A 17,866-nucleotide genomic window follows, 5' to 3' on the forward strand; every position below is an offset into this window, starting at 1 on the left:
ATGAAACTTGGAGTATTCACGGTCTTATTTGCGGATCTTTCTTTTGAAGAGATGTTGGATAAAGTAAAAGCAGCAGGTCTTCATGCTGTTGAAATCGGAACGGGCGGCTATCCGGGAAACAGTCATTGTCCGCTAGATGAGCTGCTTGAAGATGAAGAAAAACGAGAAGCATATATGAAGCAGATAAAAGACCGCGGACTTGCAATCAGCGCATTTAGCTGCCACGGCAATCCTATTTCACCTGAGGCAAGTTTTGCAAAAGAATCTGACGAAACGCTTCGCAAGACCATCCAACTAGCATCATTAGTAGACGTTCCAGTGGTTAACTGCTTCTCTGGAACAGCAGGAGATCACGAAGAAGCGAAGTACCCAAACTGGCCTGTTACTCCTTGGCCTAACGAGTATGGAGACGTATTGAATTGGCAGTGGGAAAATAAGCTTGTTCCTTATTGGAAAGAAATTGGAGAACTAGCGGAGGAGCATAATGTAAAAATTGGTTTAGAACTTCACGGTGGATTTTTAGTTCATACTCCGTATACGCTCCTTAAGCTTCGCGAAAAAACAAGTCCAGCGATTGGCGCTAATCTTGATCCAAGTCATTTATGGTGGCAAGGAATTGATCCGGTGGGAGCTATTAAAATTTTAGCAAAAGAAAATGCGATTCATCATTTCCATGCAAAGGATACGTACTTGGACCAAGATAATATTAACATGTATGGACTGACGGATATGCAGCCATACGGAGAAGTCCAAACGCGTGCATGGACGTTTAGATCCGTAGGATGCGGACATGATGTAAAAGAGTGGTCTGATATGATGAGTGCACTTCGCACATACGGATACGATTATGTAGTCAGCATTGAGCACGAAGATCCAATCATGTCGATTGAAGAAGGATTTAAACGCGCGGTTACAAACTTACAAAGTGTATTAATTGAAGAAACTCCCTCACAAATGTGGTGGGCGTAAGCAAAAAGAAGCATCTCTAAAAAGAGGTGCTTCTTTTATTTGCATCAATCCCTCAATTAGCCTATCGTTTACCTGAATTTCGATACAAACGGGTGATTGGTAACCCAAAAGCGCCAAGGGTAATCCTTCGCTTCACCAGAATTATCAATGCCAACGCGAGGTCCGGCGGAAATCTCTGAAGGAGTGAAGCCACGAGCAATATAAAGAGGAGGGCTGGTTAAATCATTACCGTACAAATCCATTGAAACCCCTAGTGCTTTTGTTAGTTTCCCAGGACCGTTTGTCCAATTTATTTCATTTTCCATCCCTCGACGTCTATTTTTCATCAAATTTTTTCCGCTAAATGGCTCAATAGCTCGAATGAGGACGCCTTCTGGACAATCGATGTCGCTGCTTACAACATTGAGTAAACAATGTGTATGCATTGTATGCGTATAGGCATGACCAGGAGGACCGAACATTACCTCCGTTCTTTTTGTGCGCCGGTTATTAAAGCTATGAGCTGCTCGGTCGAAAGGCCCTTTATAAGCCTCTGTTTCTACAATAAAACCAGATGCAGTTCCTTCTGCCGTCTCGTGAACAAGAAGACATCCTAACAGCGACTGAGCTAATTCAAGTGTAGGCTGTTGATAAAATAAAAGAGGAAGTGGTTCAATCGCTAAAAGAGAACGCGTCATTTGCTGTAGTCCATCCTTTCAAAGCAGAGTCATTCACGCTGTTATGCGCATCTTTTATTATGATGTTTTCTTTGTTATTTTGCAAAGGGAGGGACTGATTAATACAGTAATCTTTCTTATCCCACGTTCAAGTATTTATCATGATTCAACTCACTCTATGAAATTATTTTATTTTAAAGAATGGTTTCGTTTTGCACGTGTAGGGGGAATATTTTACTACAATGCTTCGCTTTTGCTGCTGGTATGATATACACAGTTCATCCATATTTTACATGCTTTTAGTTTTAAAAAATAGTGATCCGTCTTTTCTTTATTTTCGTTCTACACATGAAAGCAAAATAAAAAGATTGAATTGTAGAAAGTTCTTTATAAATGGAAATAAAGAAAAAATATCCTTCAAAGAGTATTTAAGGGATTTTAGAACATATTAAAAATAAAATTTATACACTGTGAGGAATAGCTATGAACATCCACTTTGATACATTAATGAACTTATCAATTAAACATATTTTTGGGCCTGCATCTCAAACGATCCACGATCTAACATATCATTCAAAGCAGGTTCAAGACGGATCAGTATTTTTTAGTATAAAAGGTGAAAATGAAGATGGACATCAATATATTAAAGAAGCTATAGCTAGAGGAGCCGTAGCAGTCTTTGGGACAAGCATTGAGGAGCTTCGTCTTTTGAGCACTCAGTATTCTCACTGTACGTTTTTAGCTGTTGACGACGTTCGCAAAGTAATGGCGTCTTTTTCTAAAATGTATTTTGATTATACGGATGAAAAAATTGAGACAATTGGCGTTACAGGTACAAATGGTAAAACAACCGTAGCAGCTTACGTAAGGTCGCTTTTAACTCTTTTAAAATTGCCGACAGGATCGATTGGAACGACCGGCATTTGGTCATCAAAGAAGAAGTTAGTTTATAAAAAAAGTACGCCTACAACACCTGAATCGGTAGACTTGCATAAAATCTTTTATGATTTGTATACAAGAGGCGATGAAGCAGCAGTGATGGAAGTATCTTCAATTGCTATTGATCAGCAGCGAGTAGAAGATATTTACTTTGATGTAGCCATTCACACAAATCTGTCAGAAGAGCACTTAGAGTATCATAAAACGTTTGAGCACTATAAAAAATGCAAGATGAAATTATTTCAGCAGGCCAAACATGCCGTTATTAATATAGATGATCAGGACATGGGTAAAAACTTAAGTGGGCTATTTGAAGGGCCTAAAGTCACGTATAGCTTATTAAATAATGCGGAGGCAACTCTGCAAGCAAAAAACATTACCGTCAAAGAAGGGGGCTCTTTCTTTGATTTACTTTATAAAGGACAGTCATACAAAGTAGCAGTGCCTGTATATGGCGATTACAACATTGCTAACGTGCTCGCAGCCGTCGGTACAGCTCTTCACTTTGAATACCACATTGAGGATATTATTAGCGTGCTTCCTCAATTGGAAAGTCCAGAAGGTCGCTTTCAAGTGATAGAAGGTCCTAATAACCAAAAAGTGATTTTAGACTATGCCCATACGCCTGTTGCCCTTACGCGTTTAGTAGAAGAAGTAAAAAAGATGGAGTATAACCAGCTAATTGTCATGATTGCAGGGATCGGCATTCGAGATTTTAATAAAATGCCTAAAATGGCGCGTACCATTGAAGGAAAAGCTGATGAAATTGTCGTAACGGTTGATCATCCAGGTCATCATGATCCGAACGTAATTGTAGATCAAGTAATGACGGGTTTTTCAAATCCAAGCGCAAGTAATATTCACCGTTCCCCTACCCGAACAGAAGGAGTATTAAAGTCGCTTTCTTTAGGAAAGTCGAATGACATTATTTTACTTACAAGCGGCTGTATTAACGGCGCTCAGCTTGTAAAAGGAAACGAAATTCCGCATTCAGATGAAGAAATTATTGCCTCTTATTATGCATCGTTAAGCAATATTTCCTAATACTCTTCTTCATTTATCGAACGAACGTGGAGAAATTGAAACAGCATACGAAAGAAGGTCTCTTACTATTTTTAGAGACCTTCTTTTTGCATCAAAACTATAGGCTGTTTTCTCGCTGTGTTTTTGGTTCTTCAATTTTTACATCATGTTCTTTAGCCAGCTTTTTAATAGCTGCATTGTAATCGCGTATGCCTTTTCGTGCTTCATCAAGCATAGCGTTTGCCTCAGCAATAAGGTTGCGGTCCTGCTTTTCTAAAGCGCTGACAATTTTAATGAAAGCATTATACTGGGTATTGGCAGCCTTTATATAGCCTTCATGAACCTTTCGAAGATCGTCGGTTTCTACATCGATGTTTTCCAGTTCGTCAACAAATTTACGATAGGTGGGAATGACTTCACTCGTCATCATATCGTACATCACCGCGTCACTTGTGTAATTAGCGCCTGTAACAGAATCGTATGCGTCAATCGCTTCTTTTTCAAGCTGAGCGGCTTTTTTTAAATCTTGATTGTTATAGTCGATTAAATCATCTTGAACAGGATCACTAAAGCAGGCGGATAATAAAAACAAAAGAGGGACAAGACAAAATAAAACCTTCTTCAACGAATTTCACCTCCGTTTAACAATGTATGAAACATCTGCTTGGCAAAGTCTGTTTTAATAACTAGAGAAAAAGAAGGGAGTGTATAAAAGGGTTTTTAAAGGTCGACAGTGAATTTATTCATAAGTCGGTTTGTAGTTGACCACGCCTTAGTAGCAGGAAGGAAGAGAAGATGATTAAAATAAAAAGAGACCGCTTAACTAACAATGAAGTTATTGAACTAGTAAGTTCTCACCTTCAAGGAATGAACTTACATTCACCCCCTGAAAGTATTCATGCTCTAAATATTGAAAGCTTAAAACAACGTGATATTACGTTTTGGAGCGTGTGGGAAGACAGTCAGCTAGCAGGGTGCGGGGCTGTAAAAGAGTTAGATGAGCACCACGGAGAAATTAAATCGATGCGAACAGCTACCGCCCATTTGCGGAAAGGAATTGCTAGAGAGCTGCTGCAGTACATAATAAATGAAGCGAAAAAACGAGGGTACCGGCGCTTAAGCTTAGAAACAGGATCCGCACCCGCTTTTGAACCGGCTAGAAAGCTATACGCCAGTTTTGGATTTTACGAGTGCGAACCGTTTTCTACCTACAAAGAAGATCCATACAGTGTATTTATGACAAAGAAATTGAATGATTGATTAAAAGAGGCTGGAACAAAAGTATTTTAGTTAAAGAAGATCCGAACGATGAATCAAGATTCTTGATTAAGAATCCAACTCGTTCGGATTTTTTCATGGTTATGGTGAACGTAGGTTTCATATATGTAGTGGTTTCTAGCTGTTGATTGGAGGGCAAGGCGAAGACTCCGGCAGGAGCAGAAGCGACGAGGAGGCTCAGCGGCCGCCCGCGGAAAGGGAAGTCTTGCACGGAAATCGACAGCGGTGTAACAAGTGATTCATACCCGATCATTTATCCCGTTTGTGTGTCTTTAGATTGGATTGATTTAGTTATGTCTCAACCTCTTTGTTTTTTGTTTTGTCATAATTCATATAAAAAGGTATAAACTAGGTTTTCTCACTAGACAAAAAGGTTTTTCCTATGTAGTATAGGTGTCAGATAATACAAAACGAATGTTCAGTATAAATAATAAATGTGCGGGGCGGTGGAAATAGCTTGAATAAAAAAAAGCTTCAAAGTGAACAAACCAAAAGAAAAGTGGCAGATGCCGCTAAAGCATTGTTTTCACAAAAAGGCTATAAAGCTACATCTATTGAGGAAATTGTAGAAGCTACGGGAAGCAGTAAAGGGAATATTTATTATCACTTTAAAAGTAAAGAAGGGCTTTTTCTTTATTTAATAGACGAATGGGACCTCGAGTGGGAACGAAACTGGAAAGAAAGAGAGTCTCTTTACAAAACAACAAGAGATAAGCTTTTTGGAATTGCGGAGCAAATTATTTTAGATGATTTGAATCACCCTCTTACGAAAGCCGCCGATGAGTTTTTTAACAACGAGGAAAAGGGCAGCGATATCGAAGAGCGAATTGATGAGATGGTGAAACGACACGTGGAGTTTAACCGCGAGCTTTTGCAAAAAGGCATTGATGAAGGAGAGTTTTCTCATAAAAATGCAGAACAGCTTGCAGTAGTTTTAGAAGGACTGTTTGTTGGAATGAGCCGCATGTCTCGAAAAACGAACACGGAAAATGCCCTGCAGCTTTACCATTCAGCAATTGATGTATTTTTAAACGGAATTATAGCAAGGTCTTCTTAAATAATCGGGGATGCTTATTGCGGTAATGAGTAATCCCTCATTATTTTGGATTTTTATAGACCGAACGTTCAGTATTTTTGTAATCAGGAGGTTTATATGTCATTATTGTTAAGAAATCGAGCGGCGATTTTGCTGCTCATGCTAAATATTTTTATTATCTTTACGGGAATCGGTCTCGTTATTCCAATTATGCCAACATATATGACGGAGCTTCATATCAACGGCAGCGTGATGGGACTTTTAGTAGCGGTGTTTTCACTAACTCAATTTCTGTTTTCACCTTTAGCGGGGCGGTTATCAGATTCGTTAGGGAGAAAGAAAATTATTGTAGCGGGAATGATTGTTTTTGCCCTGTCTGAATGGTTTTTTGGTTCAGTGAGTACACCTCTTTTATTATTTGTATCGAGAATGCTAGGCGGGGTCGGAGCCGCGCTTATTATGCCTGCTGTTATGGCCTATACAGCGGACGTGACGTCTGCTAAAGAACGCGCTAAAGGAATGGGCTACGTGACGGCGGCGATTACAACAGGATTTATTATTGGGCCCGGCATCGGAGGCTTTTTAGCTGAATACGGCATGCGCGTACCGTTTTATATGGCCGCAGTAGCAGGGGGCTTGGCAGCAGTGATTACGTTAATTGTTTTGCCAGAGTCTCGTCCTGTACAAAATCATGCTGTTTCAAACAATGAGAATCCAAAAGAAGATCGGCTGCTACTGCAGCTTATGAATTCCTATAAAGAACCTTATTTTTTAAGTTTAATTATTGTTTTTGTGACATCGTTTGGATTATCCAATTATGAAACGATTTTTTCACTATTTGTTGATCATAAATTTAGCTTTACGCCAAAAGATATTGCGTTTGTTATTACGTTTGGCTCTATTGCGGGGGCTGTAGTGCAGGTTACGATTTTTGGCTGGATTTTAAATAAGTTTGGTGAAAAAAGAGTGATTTCGTTTTGCTTGATGATGACGGGACTTTTTATTTTACTTACGCTATTTGTGCACACGTACTGGCTTATTATTGTTGTGACATTCATCGTCTTTTTAGCAACAGATATTTTACGTCCGGCAATCAGCACGCAAATGTCGATGATGGCACAAGACGACCAAGGGTATGTAGCCGGACTAAATTCTGCTTATACAAGTCTTGGGAATATTATTGGACCCGTTGTAGCAGGCTTTCTCTTTGATATAAACATTAATTATCCGTACGTATCAGCTGCACTTGTACTGCTGCTTTGTTTTCTTTTATCTTTAAGAGCAGGGAAGGACAGAAAAACAGCTGTGAGAAATCAAGCGGTTCAAGAGAAATAACCATAAGGAAAAAATGATAGAATTATTAGGGAATAGAAGACCTCTAGTAGCTTACTGGAGGTCTTTTGATTATTCTTTTAGTAAAGGTGTAAGGTTTACAACGCCACTCAGCCTATAGAGAAGCTTTATTTTATCGGCAAAACCGTGAAATGGTTGCAAATAAAAAAGGTTAATAGTAAACTTTAAACGTAACAAGAATAGTATGGGAGCTTGCGCGGGGCAGGCTGAGAGTACAGGGACGCCTGTTGACCATTTGAACCTGTTGGATAATGCCAGCGCAGGGAATGTGAGTACATACCAAAGCACTTTGCGCATGCAAGGTGCTTTTTTGTCTTTTTTTTGCAGTGTTAAAACTAAATGAAAAGAGTGAGAGAATATGGATATTAGTAAAATTTCAGCTCAATTAGAAAAAGTAAGAGATACAAGTCCGCTTGTTCATAATATTACGAATGTTGTGGTAACCAATTTTACAGCAAATGGACTGCTTGCACTAGGAGCTTCACCTGTTATGGCTTATGCGAAGGAAGAAGTGGCTGACATGGCACGAATCGCCGGAGCGCTTGTCTTAAATATGGGTACACTGACGGCTCAAGAAGTAGAAGCGATGAGAATAGCAGGAAAATCAGCAAATGAAAATGGCGTGCCGGTTATTTTTGACCCTGTAGGAGCCGGAGCGACACCGTTTCGTACAGAAGTGGCACGTCAGCTTGTAGAAGAATTAAATATTGCAGTTATTCGTGGTAACGCTGCTGAAGTTGCGAATGTAGTAGGCGAGTCATGGCTCATTAAAGGCGTTGATTCATTAGAAGGGCAAGGAGACGTCATTGAACTTGCTGAGAAAGCAGCGAACAAATTAGATACAGTGATTGTTATCACGGGTAAACAAGATGTAATCACAGATGGAAACACAACGTATACAGTAGACAACGGTCACCCGTTATTTACGAAAGTGACGGGTACAGGATGTCTGCTGACATCAATTATAGGAGCTTTCGCCGCTGTAGAAAAAGAATATGTCGAGGCAAGCGTTGCTGCTTTAAGTTTTTACGGAGTGGCAGGTGAAATCGCCGCAGCGAAAAAAGGTGAAGAAGGGCCGGGAAGCTTTCAAATTGAGCTGTTAAATCAGCTTCATCTTTTATCTGGGCAGGATATTGAATCATATGCAAGAGTACATCAACGTTAAAAGGAGCCGGAAAATGACAAACGAAGAAATCAAAAAGCTGCTGCAAGTTTATTTTATAATGGGCAGCAATAACTGTACAAAAGATCCGAAAGAAGTGTTGAAAGAAGCAATTGAAGGCGGCGTTACCGTGTTTCAATTTCGCGAAAAAGGCGAAGGTGCCCTAACAGGAGAAGTGAAATATCAGCTGGCGAAGGAACTTCAGCAAATTTGTCAGCAGCACAACGTTCCTTTTGTGGTGAATGATGATCTGGACTTAGCGATCCGCTTACAAGCAGATGGCGTTCATATTGGACAAGAAGATGAAAAAGCTCATATTGTTCGAGAGAAAATAGGAAAAGGAATTGTGGGCGTCTCTGTTCATAATATACAAGAGCTGCAGCAAGCGATAAAAGACGGGGCGGATTATGTAGGAATGGGACCTGTTTTTCCTACTTCTACAAAAAAAGACGCAAAGGCAGTGCAAGGTACAAAATTAATTGAAGAAGTGCGAAACCAGAATATTGACTTTCCAATTGTAGGAATCGGTGGCATCACGCCTGAAAATGCCAAACAAGTAGTAGAAGCAGGTGCAGATGGCGTTTCTATTATTACCGCTATTAGCTTAGCAGCGTCTCCAAAAGAAAAAGCAGCTCAATTGAGAGAAGCGGTAGGAAAATAAAAAAAGCGCACAGTGTGCGCTTTTTTATTATAGCTGAACAGTTTGAGGAGTTTCTTCGCCTTCATTCATAAAGCGAATTTCGTTCGGCGTAATTTCAAGAACAACATACTCAGGGTCATTTGGACCGTCAAACCATTCTTTCATGTGATCGTTCCATATACGCCCTTTTAATTGATCACCAGTACGAAGAACAGCTGTACCAGATAATTCTAAGTATTGATCGCCATATCCTTCGCCGCTGTAGCCCAATAGTACGTGCACGTTCGGATTGGCTTCGATTTCTTCTGCCTTATGTGTATTGATATTTGTTGGTGTGTAAAGAGCGATACCATCTTCATCGCTAAAGAATGTCATATAGCGAGAGTGGGGTTTGTTGTTTACAACTGTGGCTAATGTTCCTACACGATTTCCTTCTAATACTTCATTTACTTTTTTAGCAATTTTTTGTTCATTCATTTTATCCATCTCCTTTGTTACTTTTTATGTTCCTCAATCGAAGATAAATAAAACATACATGTCTAAAAAAATATAAGTTAACAATAAAATAATTATGTAAACTAATAAATTAAAAAATAAAAAAAGCTAGCTACAGCTAACTAAAAAATAAGCCCGCACTGCCGTAACCCTAAGTGTCTTAAATACCCAGATCTACTAGGTGGGTGCCCTCATAGCCGGGTTTAGCGTCCCAAGAAAGGCGTGCTATCTGCAGCTAAATTTTGAGCTCCCTTTTAACACTCAAAGGTTTAAGACAACATGAGTATACGCACAGCGCAGGTATGTATAACAAATGTAAATAAAATGCCGATATATAAATGTTTTCTAATTAATCAACTTTCATCGTACAAGAAATGATTATAACGGAATAATGAATGGAACGCAAGACTTTTATTTAAAGTTTTTCTTCTCTAACATCTTGGCGGGGAAGCAGTAACAAAATAAGAAAAGGGCCCGCAACTGGAATGAAACATAAAAGAAGGTAAGGCCGGGACGCTATCCTTTCTTTTGTCATAACGCAGTAAGAAAGCCACGTTAAAACAAAAAAATCAGCGGTCATCACGCTAACAAGCTGTGACTGCATAAAAGCATCTCCATAAGCTTTTATTGAACCTACGGATAATCCGTATACGTAACCTGCAATCGTGAGCGCTAAGCATAGTCCAATCCATAGACGAGAAGAAATGATGGCAATGAAGCGTGAAGGAATACGCGAACGTGTTCGAACTTTTTGTCCTTTCCACTGATAATAGAACAAAAGAGAAAAAGCTCCAAGTGCAAATGATAGAAGAGAAAATGGCCATCCAGGCAGTTTGTATGTATCTTTTTTACAGATCATTACCATAAACAATAATGGGAAAAGTCCTAAAAAAGAGAATACCATAACCACGAGCGGATCTACCTGTTGAAAATTTCCTGTGATAAGGTTTTTAAACAGCAAATCATTAGCGACGCTTGCTCCCGGAGCTAGCAGCAAGGCGTATAGTACAAGCATAGCCCATACAATGATATACATATTCTCAACTCCTTTTAATTGTTTTAGTGTACAAAAACCATTTCAGTATATTTCCCCGTCTTGTGACGAAGGGAAACGCTTGAAACTCTTCTTTAATTAGGTGTAATATTACACTAAAGAAATGTGCGTGTATAGAAAGAAAGGGCTGTGAAAATGAATAAACAAGAAGTGATTAAATCAGTATCGGATAAAATAAGATTAATTCGTTTAGAAAGAAACTATTCACAAGACAGAATGGCTGAAGTCATTGGCATTTCCAAAAAAACATTGGTTCAAATTGAAAAAGGGCGCACGGAAGCAGGGTGGACGACCACTGTTGCAGTATGCGGTTTGTTTGGTGACAGTGAAATCCTTCAATCGGTTTTAGGAGACGTTCCTTTAGAAGTAGTAGAAATCATTGCTCATAACGGCGTATCTTCTCCAAAAGATAAAACGCTCGGAGGAAGAGTATGGTGGAAAGAAATTCAAAAAGAAGGCTCTTTTCGTCTGCAGCAAAATATGATTAGTCAGCACTATCGCATTTTAGATGACCAAGACTATCGATGGTTTAGTTCATTTGATAAAAGCGAAGCGGTAAAAAGGTTTGAAGAATTAACGAATGAATAAAAAAGAGGCCGGGACATAACGAAATCACTTCAATCTAAAGACGAACAAATGGGATAAAGGAGCTGAATCGCTTGTCACACAGCTGTTGATTTCCGTTCAAGACTTCGCTTTCCGCATGCGGCTGATGAGCCTCCTCGTCGCTTCCGCTCCTGCGGGGTCTTGCTTTTCCCGCAGGAGTCTTTGCCTTGCCCTCCAATCAACCGCTAGAAGCACCCACATATACGAAACCTACGTTCACCCTATCCATAAAAAAATCCGAACGAATTTGATTCTCCATCAAGAGTCTTGATTCATCGTTCGGATTTTTCTTCCACTACTATACTTTTGTCTCAGCCTCTACTGATTCATTAACGTACCGGATGAAGGACGGCTGAACCAATTCCATAGCTCTACATCTCCAAGTGACGCATATGTGATCGACGGATCATTTTTTAATTTCAGAAGCTTTTTTGTAGGCCCTGTAATCACAACGCCGTACACACCGACTCCATGTTTTTTTACATAAGAATATCGCTGCTTTAGCAACAGATCGGAATGGTCTAGCTCACGAACTTTTTGGACCGTTTCTTCATTATCGGCTAATAGTTTCATCATATTTAAAACGTTCGACTTGCTAGTAGAGTGGGTTTGATTTCCTTTGTGATCGTAAGGTAAGTCTAAAAACTCTGGAAAGCCAAATGTTGATGTTAAGTCAATTAATGGCTCATCTTTTGTGCTTGTTTTTTGTTCGTGCCCTGTATTAAGCGCGTACCAAGAGGTAGAAAAATCACGGCTGTCGATGGCGTTCATCTTTTGCTGAACTTCTTTTAGCGAATACGTACCATCAAAAGAAATAGCCACTTCGCTTACCGTGCCTTTTGGTAGATTTTCTAATGCTTTCCATGTTTCATTCGTCCATTCCTTATACTCTTGTGCATGCTGCTTTAGTTTTTTTTGATCAGGATAGACAAAGGAAAGGTTAAGATCGTATTTACCGCCGGAAAATTCTTTTTCTACACCGCTCGTTTTATCAAACAGCTGATGAAATGTAAACGTCCCAATGGCCTGCTCTTCACGTCCAATTTGCTTATAAGCTTCCATTTGCGACTGCATTCGGAAAAAGGACTGTGTATCAGAAGTGGTTTCACGTATATGAACGTTCGGAAAAGCAGATTCGATAGCCGCTTGATTCACGCTGTTTATGTATTCGGTTTTTGATTGATGATAATATACAATAGATAAAAAGCTGCCGATTATCCATAGCAGAACGACAGAGCTAATGACAGTTGTCACATTTGAAAGGCGCTGCTTCCATTTGGCGATATAAATAGACTTTTTAACTTTTTTATTATCCAACATCGTATCGTCACTTAGTGAAGTAGTTGATGGAGTTGGCGATAACGGTTCATCTTCGGTTAGCAAGTGCTCCAAATGAGCTGAGCATGCTTCACAATTTTCCGTATGTTCTTCAAGTGTTTCTGCTTCTTTGTCTGTCAAAGTGCCGTTTTTATATTTTTCCCATTGATGCTTCATATCTTGACAGCTCATCCGTCCTCTTCCTTTCTTTTTTTCAATTGTTGACGACCACGATACAAGTCCATTTTCACTTTTGACAGAGTAAAGCCAGTCATTTCTGCAATCTCTTCATATGTGAAGCCATGATAATCTCGTAACAGTACAATATTCTGCTTAGCCGGAGGCAAGGCAGATACATCAGAAAGCCAGCCGTCGATTTCACTTTGAATCATCACTTGTTCTTCAGCACTTGGCTGAGGAGTAAAGTGCCATTCTTCTATTTCGACAGTAGGGCGTTTTTTTTCTTTTCGATACCAGTCAATAAAGGCGTGATAAGCAATTTTGAACAGCCAAGGCTTCACTTCCTCGCCTTTATATGTTTCTAAGTGTAAAAGTGCCCGGTAAAAGGTCTCCTGCATTAAATCTTCCGCTGATTCTTTTCTGCGAGTAAGAGAGAGAAGATAGCGCAGCAAATCATGCATGTGCTGTTTATAAATGTATTCAAAGTTATGCTGTTGTGCCATTTTCTCCCCCTTTCATTTAATCAACGCAATTTGTGGATAAAAGTTTCGGTTTTTTTATCAAAAATCGTATGTAATAGATAAAAGATGCTTAAAATACGATATATAGCTTATCATACTAAAAAGAAAATCATATGAAATTCGACATAATTCCGTGTAATTTGTCATTTTTTTAAAAAACTAAAGGGTAATTGGTGTTCGAAGGAAACAGAAAATGTTATGATAGAACAAGGATGTGCTCTTACAAAAAACAGCTACATACATAATAAAAAATACAGCGTTTGTTTGCAAAATAAAAATGGGCAAACACATGGTGTTTAACCATGGATGTTTGTGGGAAAATAAACTAAGTATTTTCAACAAAAAGTAAATTAAATTGTGTTTTCACTTATAAAAAACACGGTAAATTGGAAAAGGTGGGGTCATGATGGACGTAGAAAATACACAAGGTACAGAAGAACAAGCACCTAAAGTCAAAGCAGCTAAAGTTGGCGATACGATTCAGCCTAAAAAAGGCGACTATAAAGGATTTAAAGGAATTGTTATGGTAGTGCGAGACAATTCGGTTATCGTAGATTTTGGGAAAGATGCTGAAACGGGCGAATCCATGAAAACAGTCGTTAATCATAAAAACTATAAAATCGTAAAAAAGTAGGTGAATAACCTACTTTTTTTTACTGAATATATGTTTAAAGACTGCGATTTTTCTATCGGAAACCTTAGAGAAAAGCGTAGGTAAAGCAATTCTTTGAGAAGAAGAATGTTTTTTAGTAAACTATAGAAAGTATGCAGAAAGAAAGGATTTTTGTTATGTCAATTCAACTATCACAATTATCATTACCACAAGAGGTTCTTTCGCTTTTAGCGAATCGTAAATATGAAAATTTGTCCGATGCTGATCAGCTATTAATTGGAAAAGGCGGCTATACAGCAGAAGAAGCAGATATTTTAGAAGATGCCATTATTGCCTTGTCACTAGGGAAAAACGTACTTTTAAAAGGGCCAACAGGTTCAGGTAAAACAAAGCTTGCTGAAACGCTGTCGCATTTATTTTCTCAGCCGATGCATAGCGTTAACTGCTCGGTTGACTTAGATGCAGAAGCGCTGCTTGGCTTTAAAACAATTGCTGAACAAGAAGGGAAAACAGGTATTGAGTTTGTGGAAGGACCTGTTATTCAAGCAATGAAAAAAGGCCATTTATTATATATTGATGAAATTAACATGGCTAAACCTGAAACGCTTCCTATTTTAAACGGGGTCCTTGACTATCGGAAAATGATTACGAACCCATTCACTGGAGATGTAGTACGCGGTCAGCAAACGTTCGGCGTAGTAGCGGCTATTAATGAGGGGTATGTTGGTACTGTTCCATTAAACGAAGCGTTAAAAAATCGTTTTGTTGTTATTGAAGTGCCGTATATTCAAGGAGGCAGCTTAAAGCAAGTTCTGATGTCTCAGTCTCAGTTAAAAGACGAAAAATTAATTGATAAATTTGTCACGCTCTCTGCAGATTTAATTACTCAAGTTCAAAGCGGCCATGTATCAGAAGAAGCTGCGTCTATTCGTGCGCTTATCGATACGTGTGATTTAGCTCTTTATATGCCGCCTCTTCGCGCGATTAAACGCGGTATTATTGAAAAGCTAGAAGATGAAAGGGAAAAAGCCGCCATTCAAAATATTGCTGAAACATTATTTGAGTAGGGAGTGGCGCTATGCGATTTATTAAATTTAACGACAAAAATGTAGATTCCTTTCTCTATATGGAGCTGGCAGATTTAACGAAAACATTAACAAAAAATGATGAAATTGAAGTAGAGTATCGCGTTTCTTCTTATTATGATCCTGTACACGGCATTATTTATCTCAGTCACTTTTGGGATAACCGTCCAGAAGAAGACAAAGTATACGGCTTAAAAAGTGATGTATTTTTAAGAAGTATTGGAAGCTATAAGCATTCAAACTTCAAAGAAATTAATGCATATTTAAAGAAAATAAATAAAACGTCGGTACCTAGCTTAGCTAAGCAGCTGTTTATGCTGTTTGAAGATATTCGCTTAGAAGAAGTATGCAAACGCGAACGTCCTGGAACGAAAAAAGCCTTCGCAGTCAGAAGACAGCTCTACAGAAAATATTTCGCTACACAAATGAGCGCAAATTTAACAAAAAGCGTGTATACGGATGCACTTTTTAACGGCATCTACTTGCTATTGACGGCTGAAAATCCATTTGAAGAAATTCCTTCAATGAGTGAATCGATTAACTTAGCGATGCCTTTTATTCGCAGACAGCTAACAAATGCATATGAAGCTAAAACAACAAAAGATGTGTCTCGCATCTGCCTTGAACTTGTAGATGTTTTTGATGATATTATCGAAAAAGATATGCTTAATACTTATTTCTTCTTGGCTGAACTCCAGTATGATCAGTTAGAAGAAGGGTTAACATTTGAAGATTTAAAACGCAAAGATTCATTAGTGAACGATGATATTTTAGAGCATGAAAAAGACGGAGATGAAGACATTCACGAAGAGAAAATGGAAATGTGGCATCGAGAGACAAGCGAGGCGACGCAAAGTTTTCTACAGTTTGATATGGATCAAGGCTCAAAAACAGACATGCTAGGCGATGGTGTTCGTGAAGGCGATGATGGAGATCAAGCCATGGGCATGGTACAAGGGTCTTCTCAAAAAACATCGCGGAACGATTATTCTCAAATCGAAGCCATGGAGCAAACGCATCCGGAAAAAGACGGGGAAGCGGATTATGAGTATGGGAAAGAAAATAAGCATGCCTATGCTGTTTTTATAGATTCTAAACTTCCGAACGACGATCACGTTGTTCAGTATGATGAGAATAAAAAAATCATTGCATCGTATCAAAAGAAATTAAAGCAAATGATTGAAAAAACGCTTGAACATAAAAAAACGCTTCCTAGAAGCGAGCTGCACTTTGGCCGATTAAATAAAAAACTTCTAAAACTATGGACAGATGATAATCCTCGTCTGTTTTATAAAAAAGATGAAGATTCTGCGCAAATTGATGCTGTCTTTTCTCTTTTAGTTGACTGTTCCGCATCGATGTACGACAAAATGGATGAAACGAAGCTTGGGATTACGCTATTTCATGAAGCGTTAAAGTCTGTTATGGTGCCTCATCAAATTGTAGGGTTTTGGGAAGATACAAATGATGCCACCGAAACGAGCCAGCCTAACTACCTGCAGACGGTTATGGACTTTCAAGCATCGTTAAAGCGTAAAAGCGGGCCTGAAATTATGCAGCTTGAGCCTGAAGAAGACAACCGTGATGGATTTGCCATTCGCCATATGACACGCCGCTTGCTTCAGCGTTCTGAACAGCAGAAGTTTTTACTTGTGTTTTCAGACGGGGAACCAGCCGCTATGGGATATGAACAAAATGGTATTGTAGATACGCACGAAGCGGTATTAGAAGCACGCAAGCACGGAATTGAAGTCATCAATGTCTTTTTATCCAACGGGGAAATTGATGAAGGACAAAAGAAAACCATTCAAAATATGTACGGGAAATATAGTATTCTAGTACCAAACATCGAAGAACTTCCCGATGTGCTATTTCCTTTACTCAAGAAATTACTTCATAAAAGCATTTAAAAAAGTCGAAGCATATTGCTTCGACTTTTTTTGCTATTGACCGTTAAAGAGGAGCGAGGTAAGTTAAATATATATATATAAGAGAGAAGGAATGGCAAGTGGAAGGAGTTCAAACGTCATCTAAAAGAGCATGGGGGCTGCTGCTTGTAATTATTGGTGCCACAATGTGGGGAGTATCTGGCACGGTGGCTCAATATTTATTTCAGCATAAGAGTTTTAACGCAGAATGGCTGGTCGTCGTTCGTATGTTAGTATCTGGATTATTGCTTTTGGCAATAGCCTCTAAGCAGCGCAATATTTTTGCGATTTGGAAAACAAAAGAAGAGAGGACTTCGCTACTTTTGTTTGGTGTAATCGGTATGCTCGGCGTGCAGTATACATATTTTGCAGCTATTGAAGCAGGAAACGCTGCTACAGCTACAGTGCTTCAATATACGTCACCAATATTTATTATTGGCTATTTAGCTGTGCAAGCAAGAAAGTGGCCGGTGAAAGTAGAAATGATTTCTGTTGCGCTCGTCATAACGGGGACATTTTTTCTTGCAACAAGCGGAAATTTTAACGAGCTGTCTATTACAGGATGGGCGTTGTTTTGGGGGATTGGGGCAGCCGTGACGTCTGCTTTTTATACGCTTCAGCCTAAACGCCTTCTTGCGAAATGGAGCTCAATTGAAGTAGTAGGCTGGGGAATGGTGATAGGCGGCGTAAGTTTTTCATTTATTCACCCGCCGTGGCATATAGCCGGTGAGTGGTCGCTATTGTCGATGTGTGCGGTGTTATTTGTAATCATCTTCGGAACGCTCATTGCATTTTATTGCTATTTGGAAAGTTTGAAGCATATTAGCGCTTCTGAAGCCATTGTTCTTGCGTCAGCAGAGCCTTTATCAGCAGCTGCGCTCTCTGTTCTGTGGCTTCATGTGACCTTTGGATGGACGGAGTGGTTAGGTACGATTCTTATTATCGCTACGGTATTTTTGCTTTCTCAGCGAAAGCCAGAGGTGACATCATAAGTAAAAAGGACTTTCAAAT

The 17,866-nt window shown here is 39.2% G+C and carries 19 protein-coding genes, 1 other RNA gene and 1 riboswitch; of the genes, 12 read left to right on the forward strand and 8 right to left on the reverse strand.

Annotated elements, in window-relative coordinates; genetic code table 11:
• The gene (locus tag LIS78_RS11360; RefSeq protein WP_195780194.1) at positions 1-969 is read left to right on the forward strand and encodes a sugar phosphate isomerase/epimerase family protein; all 969 of its coding nucleotides are present in this window, start codon (positions 1-3) and stop codon (positions 967-969) included.
• A 68-nt stretch (positions 970-1,037) separates the two neighbouring features.
• Here the strand turns inward: LIS78_RS11360 and LIS78_RS11365 are convergent, their stop codons facing one another.
• On the reverse strand, positions 1,038-1,646 hold the full coding sequence (locus tag LIS78_RS11365; protein WP_209151593.1) for a DNA-3-methyladenine glycosylase: 609 nt from the start codon (positions 1,644-1,646) through the stop codon (positions 1,038-1,040).
• A 462-nt stretch (positions 1,647-2,108) separates the two neighbouring features.
• On the opposite strand from LIS78_RS11365, the gene LIS78_RS11370 reads away from it, so the two are divergent.
• Complete coding sequence (locus tag LIS78_RS11370) at positions 2,109-3,608, forward strand: UDP-N-acetylmuramoyl-L-alanyl-D-glutamate--2,6-diaminopimelate ligase (protein WP_252285175.1); 1,500 nt, start codon at positions 2,109-2,111, stop codon at positions 3,606-3,608.
• Between the two features lie 97 nt (positions 3,609-3,705).
• On the opposite strand, the gene LIS78_RS11375 is transcribed toward LIS78_RS11370, so the two are convergent.
• The gene (locus LIS78_RS11375) at positions 3,706-4,212 is read right to left on the reverse strand and encodes a hypothetical protein (protein WP_195780192.1); all 507 of its coding nucleotides are present in this window, start codon (positions 4,210-4,212) and stop codon (positions 3,706-3,708) included.
• A gap of 170 nt (positions 4,213-4,382) precedes the next feature.
• On the opposite strand from LIS78_RS11375, the gene LIS78_RS11380 reads away from it, so the two are divergent.
• The 5 genes from LIS78_RS11380 (at position 4,383) to thiE (ending at position 9,077) form a co-directional block, all read left to right on the forward strand.
• Positions 4,383-4,847 carry a GNAT family N-acetyltransferase gene (locus LIS78_RS11380; RefSeq protein WP_195780191.1) on the forward strand — a complete coding sequence of 155 codons (465 nt, stop codon included), beginning with the start codon at positions 4,383-4,385 and terminating at the stop codon, positions 4,845-4,847.
• Positions 4,848-5,322: 475 nt separating this feature from the next.
• Positions 5,323-5,922, forward strand: coding sequence for a TetR/AcrR family transcriptional regulator (locus LIS78_RS11385; protein WP_195780190.1), 600 nt, complete (start codon positions 5,323-5,325; stop codon positions 5,920-5,922).
• A 96-nt stretch (positions 5,923-6,018) separates the two neighbouring features.
• Positions 6,019-7,236, forward strand: a complete 1,218-nt coding sequence (locus tag LIS78_RS11390) for an MFS transporter (RefSeq protein ID WP_209151595.1) — start codon at positions 6,019-6,021, stop codon at positions 7,234-7,236.
• A gap of 192 nt (positions 7,237-7,428) precedes the next feature.
• Positions 7,429-7,537, forward strand: a riboswitch (TPP riboswitch).
• 75 nt (positions 7,538-7,612) lie between these two features.
• On the forward strand, positions 7,613-8,419 hold the full coding sequence (thiM, locus tag LIS78_RS11395; RefSeq protein ID WP_013056862.1) for a hydroxyethylthiazole kinase: 807 nt from the start codon (positions 7,613-7,615) through the stop codon (positions 8,417-8,419).
• Positions 8,420-8,432: 13 nt separating this feature from the next.
• Positions 8,433-9,077 (forward strand): thiamine phosphate synthase, encoded by a 645-nt coding sequence (gene thiE, locus LIS78_RS11400; protein ID WP_252285176.1) that lies wholly within the window; start codon positions 8,433-8,435, stop codon positions 9,075-9,077.
• Between the two features lie 27 nt (positions 9,078-9,104).
• On the opposite strand, the gene LIS78_RS11405 is transcribed toward thiE, so the two are convergent.
• The 3 genes from LIS78_RS11405 to LIS78_RS11415 all read right to left on the reverse strand — a co-directional run bounded on the left by LIS78_RS11405 (position 9,105) and on the right by LIS78_RS11415 (position 10,587).
• Positions 9,105-9,533: a pyridoxamine 5'-phosphate oxidase family protein gene (locus LIS78_RS11405; RefSeq protein WP_013082985.1), complete on the reverse strand. Its 429-nt coding sequence runs from the start codon at positions 9,531-9,533 to the stop codon at positions 9,105-9,107.
• A 146-nt stretch (positions 9,534-9,679) separates the two neighbouring features.
• Positions 9,680-9,857: non-coding RNA, 6S RNA (ssrS, locus tag LIS78_RS11410), on the reverse strand.
• A gap of 109 nt (positions 9,858-9,966) precedes the next feature.
• The gene (locus tag LIS78_RS11415) at positions 9,967-10,587 is read right to left on the reverse strand and encodes a hypothetical protein (RefSeq protein WP_252285177.1); all 621 of its coding nucleotides are present in this window, start codon (positions 10,585-10,587) and stop codon (positions 9,967-9,969) included.
• Between the two features lie 153 nt (positions 10,588-10,740).
• Between LIS78_RS11415 and LIS78_RS11420 the strand changes: the two genes are divergently transcribed.
• Complete coding sequence (locus LIS78_RS11420; RefSeq protein WP_041816549.1) at positions 10,741-11,193, forward strand: helix-turn-helix transcriptional regulator; 453 nt, start codon at positions 10,741-10,743, stop codon at positions 11,191-11,193.
• 74 nt (positions 11,194-11,267) lie between these two features.
• Here the strand turns inward: LIS78_RS11420 and LIS78_RS31355 are convergent, their stop codons facing one another.
• From LIS78_RS31355 to LIS78_RS11430, 3 genes are all read right to left on the reverse strand, one after another.
• Complete coding sequence (locus tag LIS78_RS31355; protein WP_268241066.1) at positions 11,268-11,393, reverse strand: hypothetical protein; 126 nt, start codon at positions 11,391-11,393, stop codon at positions 11,268-11,270.
• A gap of 136 nt (positions 11,394-11,529) precedes the next feature.
• The gene (locus tag LIS78_RS11425) at positions 11,530-12,720 is read right to left on the reverse strand and encodes an anti-sigma factor (protein ID WP_252285178.1); all 1,191 of its coding nucleotides are present in this window, start codon (positions 12,718-12,720) and stop codon (positions 11,530-11,532) included.
• Positions 12,717-13,211: an RNA polymerase sigma factor gene (locus LIS78_RS11430; RefSeq protein ID WP_195780186.1), complete on the reverse strand. Its 495-nt coding sequence runs from the start codon at positions 13,209-13,211 to the stop codon at positions 12,717-12,719. Before LIS78_RS11430 ends, LIS78_RS11425 begins: the two co-directional genes overlap by 4 nt.
• A gap of 421 nt (positions 13,212-13,632) precedes the next feature.
• Here LIS78_RS11430 and LIS78_RS11435 point away from each other — a divergent pair, with 421 nt between their 5' ends.
• The 4 genes from LIS78_RS11435 to LIS78_RS11450 all read left to right on the forward strand — a co-directional run bounded on the left by LIS78_RS11435 (position 13,633) and on the right by LIS78_RS11450 (position 17,847).
• Positions 13,633-13,863 (forward strand): YkvS family protein, encoded by a 231-nt coding sequence (locus LIS78_RS11435; RefSeq protein WP_013056869.1) that lies wholly within the window; start codon positions 13,633-13,635, stop codon positions 13,861-13,863.
• 131 nt (positions 13,864-13,994) lie between these two features.
• On the forward strand, positions 13,995-14,909 hold the full coding sequence (locus LIS78_RS11440; protein WP_013056870.1) for an ATP-binding protein: 915 nt from the start codon (positions 13,995-13,997) through the stop codon (positions 14,907-14,909).
• An 11-nt stretch (positions 14,910-14,920) separates the two neighbouring features.
• Entirely contained in the window at positions 14,921-16,837 is a 1,917-nt protein-coding gene (locus LIS78_RS11445; RefSeq protein WP_195780184.1) for a vWA domain-containing protein, read from the forward strand.
• A gap of 98 nt (positions 16,838-16,935) precedes the next feature.
• Complete coding sequence (locus tag LIS78_RS11450; protein WP_195780183.1) at positions 16,936-17,847, forward strand: EamA family transporter; 912 nt, start codon at positions 16,936-16,938, stop codon at positions 17,845-17,847.
• Positions 17,848-17,866: the final 19 nt, after the last annotated feature.

The organism is Priestia megaterium (genome assembly GCF_023824195.1).
Taxonomy (GTDB): domain Bacteria; phylum Bacillota; class Bacilli; order Bacillales; family Bacillaceae_H; genus Priestia; species Priestia megaterium_D.

Excerpts from the sequence above, each read along its gene's own strand:
- LIS78_RS11360 (WP_195780194.1), top strand. The coding sequence starts at position 1 with ATGAAACTTGGAGTATTCACGGTCTTATTTGCGGATCTTTCTTTTGAA.
- LIS78_RS11370 (WP_252285175.1), top strand. The coding sequence starts at position 2,109 with ATGAACATCCACTTTGATACATTAATGAACTTATCAATTAAACATATT.
- LIS78_RS11365 (WP_209151593.1), bottom strand. The coding sequence starts at position 1,646 with ATGACGCGTTCTCTTTTAGCGATTGAACCACTTCCTCTTTTATTTTAT.
- LIS78_RS11425 (WP_252285178.1), bottom strand. The coding sequence starts at position 12,720 with ATGAGCTGTCAAGATATGAAGCATCAATGGGAAAAATATAAAAACGGC.
- LIS78_RS11430 (WP_195780186.1), bottom strand. The coding sequence starts at position 13,211 with ATGGCACAACAGCATAACTTTGAATACATTTATAAACAGCACATGCAT.
- thiM (WP_013056862.1), top strand. The coding sequence starts at position 7,613 with ATGGATATTAGTAAAATTTCAGCTCAATTAGAAAAAGTAAGAGATACA.
- thiE (WP_252285176.1), top strand. The coding sequence starts at position 8,433 with ATGACAAACGAAGAAATCAAAAAGCTGCTGCAAGTTTATTTTATAATG.
- LIS78_RS11390 (WP_209151595.1), top strand. The coding sequence starts at position 6,019 with ATGTCATTATTGTTAAGAAATCGAGCGGCGATTTTGCTGCTCATGCTA.
- LIS78_RS11445 (WP_195780184.1), top strand. The coding sequence starts at position 14,921 with ATGCGATTTATTAAATTTAACGACAAAAATGTAGATTCCTTTCTCTAT.
- LIS78_RS11440 (WP_013056870.1), top strand. The coding sequence starts at position 13,995 with ATGCAGAAAGAAAGGATTTTTGTTATGTCAATTCAACTATCACAATTA.
- LIS78_RS11415 (WP_252285177.1), bottom strand. The coding sequence starts at position 10,587 with ATGTATATCATTGTATGGGCTATGCTTGTACTATACGCCTTGCTGCTA.
- LIS78_RS11435 (WP_013056869.1), top strand. The coding sequence starts at position 13,633 with ATGATGGACGTAGAAAATACACAAGGTACAGAAGAACAAGCACCTAAA.
- LIS78_RS11420 (WP_041816549.1), top strand. The coding sequence starts at position 10,741 with ATGAATAAACAAGAAGTGATTAAATCAGTATCGGATAAAATAAGATTA.
- LIS78_RS11380 (WP_195780191.1), top strand. The coding sequence starts at position 4,383 with ATGATTAAAATAAAAAGAGACCGCTTAACTAACAATGAAGTTATTGAA.
- LIS78_RS11405 (WP_013082985.1), bottom strand. The coding sequence starts at position 9,533 with ATGAATGAACAAAAAATTGCTAAAAAAGTAAATGAAGTATTAGAAGGA.